Source organism: Methylocaldum sp. (assembly GCF_039794385.1).
Lineage (GTDB): Bacteria > Pseudomonadota > Gammaproteobacteria > Methylococcales > Methylococcaceae > Methylocaldum.
In genome coordinates, this window is record NZ_JBDIVO010000359.1 from 1 (window position 1) to 4635 (window position 4635).

Annotated in this window: 4 protein-coding genes; all 4 read left to right on the top strand. The window is 55.4% G+C overall.

Going from position 1 to position 4635, the window contains the following annotated elements; all coding sequences use genetic code 11:
* The coding region (locus tag ABJK70_RS20660; protein WP_347258962.1) for an AAA family ATPase at positions 1 to 1538 on the top strand (1538 nt) is incomplete at its 5' end.
* 128 nt (positions 1539 to 1666) lie between these two features.
* The gene (gene hemE, locus ABJK70_RS20665) at positions 1667 to 2734 is read left to right on the top strand and encodes a uroporphyrinogen decarboxylase (protein WP_347258963.1); all 1068 of its coding nucleotides are present in this window, start codon (positions 1667 to 1669) and stop codon (positions 2732 to 2734) included.
* Between the two features lie 3 nt (positions 2735 to 2737).
* Complete coding sequence (locus ABJK70_RS20670) at positions 2738 to 3301, top strand: NUDIX hydrolase (protein ID WP_077728008.1); 564 nt, start codon at positions 2738 to 2740, stop codon at positions 3299 to 3301.
* Between the two features lie 312 nt (positions 3302 to 3613).
* A complete protein-coding gene (locus tag ABJK70_RS20675; protein ID WP_205780634.1) occupies positions 3614 to 4249 on the top strand; it encodes a hypothetical protein in 636 nt (211 codons plus the stop codon).
* Positions 4250 to 4635 lie beyond the last annotated feature (386 nt).

The following is a 4635-nucleotide window of genomic DNA, read 5'->3' on the forward strand; positions in this document are numbered from 1 at the left end:
GCATACAAAAGTTCGACTTGCTTTCGCACTTGGCGGTTAACTTGGCTCAGCCCATCGTCGTATGCGGACCGGAAGGCATCGGCAAGACAACCTTCTTGCGTCTTCTCAAGACCCGCTTGGCGCCACTTGCAACGGTTTGCTATTTGACGTCAGCGCCCGGCGTGAGTTTTGAGCGCATCGTCGATGAGTTGTCCCGCGCCTTAAATCAGGAAAAATCGAGATCGGCATCGTCGGGAGCGGATTTGACCGATTTGCTGGAAAGCTATGCCAAGGAGCGTCGAAACGTGGTGCTGCTGCTCGACGATGCCGGCGCGCTCGTGTCGGGGCTTTTAGACGCCTTATGGCAGTTAGCTGGCCGTTATCCTTCCTTGTGCTTGGTATTCGCAATGCGCACCGAAGAAATGCCGCAAAAATCCGACACCGACAAATCCGCTCTTGGCGATGCGTTTATATTGGAGATTCCCGCACTATCGGAAGAGGAATGCGGACTCTTCGCGGACCAATTGAGGGTGACGTTGCCTGAATTGGTCACCGAGCACGGAATTACGGAATCCTTCGTAAAACGGCTGCATGCCAGAAGTCGAGGAATTCCTGGCAAAGTGATCGAAATTCTGGGATCTCCCTACGGATCGGCCACAGCGGCGATATCGACTAAGGTCGGTTGGCTTACCGGCGCCGGCTTATTGGTTGGCGCAACGGCCTACGCGTTTTTTTTGATGTTCTCGCGGCAGATCCCGGAGCCGGACCAACAGATTTACGATGGCCCTGTTGTCCAAAATCCCGAGATGGTCTCCGTTGTCTCTCCCGACTCCGAAAAGGCCCAAGCTGTCCAGCCCCCGAATCTTGACGAGCCGCTTACTGATCCACAATCGTCATCTGTGCCTTTGCCGCTAGCCGAGAGCGAAAAGTCGGAGAGCCTACCGATTCGCGAATCGGTAGAGATGGCAGCGACACGTACGTTCGAAGCGGAGGCGAAGAAAACAGTTGAAGCTCATAAGCCGATAGAACCGGACACCCAGCGTGAGCCACTACCGCCTTCGGTCATGGAAGAACCGAAAAGCATGTCGGAGGCGCAGATCGAGATGTCGCCGGACCGTTTGCCGCCGGCCGGCGCTGTAACTGAAGCTGAGGCGAAGAGGGGCCAATCGGGTGCGCAAGAGAGCGAGCGTTCGAGATCGCCAGAGATCGTTATGGAAGGTCTTAAGAGTGCCGAATGGCTGATGAATCAAAGTCCCGAAGCCTACACCTTGCAGATCGTCGCCGTTTCCCGATTGAACGCGGTGCGTAAGCTGGCCAAACAATTTCCGCCGGGCAGCGAACTGGCCAGTTTTCGTTCCCGCAAGGGGAGCAGTGATCTCTATCCGCTGTTTTTCGGAATCTATCCGACTCTGCCTGCGGCCAAGGAAGCAACGGCGACTTTACCCCTTTCCGTCGGTCAGCCTTTGCCCAGACAGATGAAATCTATTCACCAAGAGATTCGGCGAATGATGCCGCGGCATGCGGAGCTTAGCTCGTCGGTTGATTCTTCGGCTCGTTGAAATTAATCGAACGGATGTTCTAAAGGCGTGTTATGAATTCGGCGTGAATGCCATGTCTTGCTCCCGAGTGTCGATTTTTACGCCCATTGCTGTAACCCGATCTTTCTGCCATTGATTTGCGTGATGCCATGAATGCACCTAAAAATGATTGTCTTATCCGTGCACTATTGAGACAGCCCACCGAAAGGACCCCGGTTTGGATGATGCGCCAAGCGGGCCGCTATTTGCCCGAATATCGTCGCGTCAGGGAGCAAGCGGGCAGTTTTATGAAATTGTGCAGCACGCCCGAACTGGCTTGCGAGGTCACGTTGCAGCCTCTCGCGCGCTTCCGTCTGGATGCCGCCATTCTATTCTCCGATATTCTCACGGTGCCGGATGCCATGGGTTTGGGTCTGGAGTTCGTCGAAGGCGAGGGGCCCCATTTCAGAAATCCGGTCCGCAGTGCTGCGGATGTGCGCCGGCTGTCGGTTCCTGATCCGGAAACCGATTTGCGGTATGTCATGGATGCTGTACGCCTGATTCAACAAAATCTGGACGGCAGCGTTCCGCTTATCGGGTTCTCGGGTAGTCCCTGGACTTTGGCCACCTATATGGTCGAGGGCGGCGGCGGGCAGGAGTTTCGCAGGGTCAAGGGATTGATGTACGAGCAACCCGTGGTTCTCCATGATCTCCTGGAAAAATTGGCCGACGCCGTAGCGCTGTATATCAATGCCCAAATCGCCGCAGGCGTCGATGTGGTCATGGTGTTCGACACATGGGGTGGAATTCTGCCGGCGGCGCATTACGAAGAATTCTCCTTGGCTTACGCCAAGCGCGTACTCGACAAGCTGAATCGGCGCCACGGCGGCAAAATCATACCGACCATCTTCTTTACCAAGGGCGGCGGACAGTGGCTGGAAGCCATGGCGGAAACGGGATTCGACGCCTTAGGCTTGGATTGGACCACACCCATCGGAGAGGCGCGTCGACGAGTGGGGCACAAGGTCGCGCTGCAAGGCAATTTGGATCCTATGGCTTTGTATGCACCGATCGAGGCCATACGCACCGAAGTAAAGCGGGTCTTGGAGCAATACGGTCACGGAGAGGGACATGTGTTCAACTTGGGACATGGGATATTGCCCGATGTCGATCCCGAGCACGCCAAGGCGATGATCGAAGCCGTGCACGAATTCAGTCCCGCATTTCACGGACGTTGATTTATGTCGGAGCACAACCCTTGGAAATTGATTCGGCGTCGGGAAGTCTACGAAAATCCGTGGATTCGTCTGGACGAGGACGAGGTGATCAATCCATCCGGCGGGTTGAGTATTTATGGCAGGATCCATTTCAAGAGTCAGGCTATCGGCATCATACCGATAGACGCCGAAGGCAATACTTGGCTAGTCGGCCAATATCGCTACGTGCCCGATGCCTATTTCTGGGAAATTCCCATGGGCGGTTCGCCCGAAGGTGAAGACATTCTGGAGACCGCGAAACGCGAGCTCAAGGAGGAAACCGGCCTGATAGCCAAGGACTGGAGTGTTTTCATGCACTTGCATACCACGAACTCGGTTACCGACGAGGAAGGCTATGTGTTCCTTGCGGAGGGTTTGGTGGAGGGCGAACCGGACTTCGAAGAGACGGAGGCTATTACAATCAAGAAGCTGCCTTTGCTGGAGGCGGTGCGCATGGTGATGGACGGCACAATCACCGACTCGATCAGTGCCGCCGGCCTGTTAAAGCTTGCTTGCCTCAGAAATTTGCTTCCTCCCGCCTGCCGTTAGTTAAACCGGTCTGCCAATAGGTCCGCTGTTCCACCATCGGGTTACGGCGCCCGAATGGTCCGGCTTTTGCCTGTATTATCGATAAGCGACATAACCTTGATTGAATTGGGGCAAAAGCTCTGATCGATCACGGTAAGGAGAACCGCAACCGCTCGTCGTCGTCCAATGGATAATCCGTTTTTTCTCCCGGCATACCGGAGGCGTAGGCTCACGGACAGTTGCTATACTCGAGGAGAAGTTTCATGATCGGCTTGCAACACGGGCGGATTCGTCGCTTTTTGGGGTAGATCTTAACTCTTTGGAGGTCTAGACATGATGGCGCCTGAAAACCTCGACGCGAACTTGATTACGGATGTAAACGTCCAGGAATTCTTCAGGGAATCGGTAACAACGGCTTTATCGAATCAAAAAGTCGATGCCGGAGAGGACACCGTCTACTACATCGTCAACTTGCTTGCCTATTTCACCCAGGCGGACAAGCTGTTTTCCCGTACCGCCGAAGGCGTCACATTGCAGCCACTTGCCTTGATCTACGCTGAAGCCGTGGAGGCGGCGAGCATGGAAGAGAGGCATCAAATTCTGCGCAGGCTCGGAGACGTGGCGCTATTGATATCCGGCTTGTTTTCCTCCAGCCTCAATCGAAAGCTCGTCGACATCGACTATTACATCGCCATGGGGGGTACCGCCTATGGATATCTGTGCGACCTTAACCGAGGCACCTTACGAGGCAAAGCTTTCTGCGCGATTTTTGGCGAGCTTTCCGAAAAGTTCCAATCGTTCGTGGACGTACTGTCGGAGGTCGGGGAAAGAACGCCGTTGAATTCGTGCACCGATATTATGAGGCTCTACGAAATCTGGCTTCGAACCGGCAGCAAGCGCGCGGCTGACAAGCTGAGGAAACTGGGCATAGAGCCGGCCCAAGGCTCGATCAGTCGCCGGCACAACTGAAGGAGGCGCCACTTCCTAGAAACGGCAGTTGGCCGCTTTAGAAGGAGTAGAAAAGCCGCATGAATTCTGACCGTCCTACCTTCTACCGATCTCACCGCTTAGGTGAAAAGGCTACGCACCCGATTGCACGGCGGGCGAGCTGCCTGGCGGCGTTGCTTCTCATCGCGGGAGACTACCTCGCTGCCTCGTCGCGCCCCTTCGACGGGGCTCAGGACAGGCCCTTCGACCGAGCTCAGGACAGGCTTGCCATCCGGCCCGCCCGCCGCACACTCGGACGCGTCCAACTGCCGTTTCTAGGATTATGCGCCTGAATGTCCTGCAGAAGCTGCTGGAGCGCATCTATCGCATCGAGGTTGATCTCGATGTGGAGGATTTCTTGATTACCG

What these genes read in the sequence shown, in the direction of transcription:
- hemE (WP_347258963.1), top strand. Translation starts at nt 1,667, where the DNA reads ATGAATGCACCTAAAAATGATTGTCTTATCCGTGCACTATTGAGACAG.
- ABJK70_RS20675 (WP_205780634.1), top strand. Translation starts at nt 3,614, where the DNA reads ATGATGGCGCCTGAAAACCTCGACGCGAACTTGATTACGGATGTAAAC.
- ABJK70_RS20670 (WP_077728008.1), top strand. Translation starts at nt 2,738, where the DNA reads ATGTCGGAGCACAACCCTTGGAAATTGATTCGGCGTCGGGAAGTCTAC.